The sequence below is a fragment of the Arthrobacter sp. Leaf141 genome (genome assembly GCF_001424565.1).
Classification (GTDB): Bacteria; Actinomycetota; Actinomycetes; order Actinomycetales; family Micrococcaceae; genus Arthrobacter.
In genome coordinates this window covers 25,104-25,434 of sequence record NZ_LMOL01000007.1, presented here as the reverse complement: position 1 = coordinate 25,434, position 331 = coordinate 25,104, and the positions used below count along the sequence as shown (strand labels likewise).

Genomic DNA, 331 nt, shown 5'->3' with positions numbered 1-331 from the left:
CCCACCGACCACCACACCCGGCGGACTCGTAGACGCCGTCGTCGACATCGACCTCGGCGGCAATGGGACAGCGCCCACTAGCGACACCACACCCGGCGGACTCGTGGACGCCGTCGTGGATGTGGACCTGGGCGGCAGTGGGACAGCGCCCACTAGCGGCACCACACCCGGCGGACTCGTGGACGCCGTCGTTGATGTGGACCTCAGCGGAAATGGCGGATCCTCCGCACCGACCACCACACCCGGCGGACTCGTAGACGCCGTCGTTGATGTGGACTTGGGCGGCAGTGGGACAGCGCCCACTAGCGGCACCACACCCGGCGGACTCGTG

Annotated in this window: 1 protein-coding gene; it reads left to right on the top strand. The window is 69.2% G+C overall.

The window, feature by feature from the left end:
- Nucleotides 1-331 (top strand): hypothetical protein (locus ASF72_RS20570; RefSeq protein WP_200933631.1); only part of this gene is annotated, 331 nt, incomplete at both ends.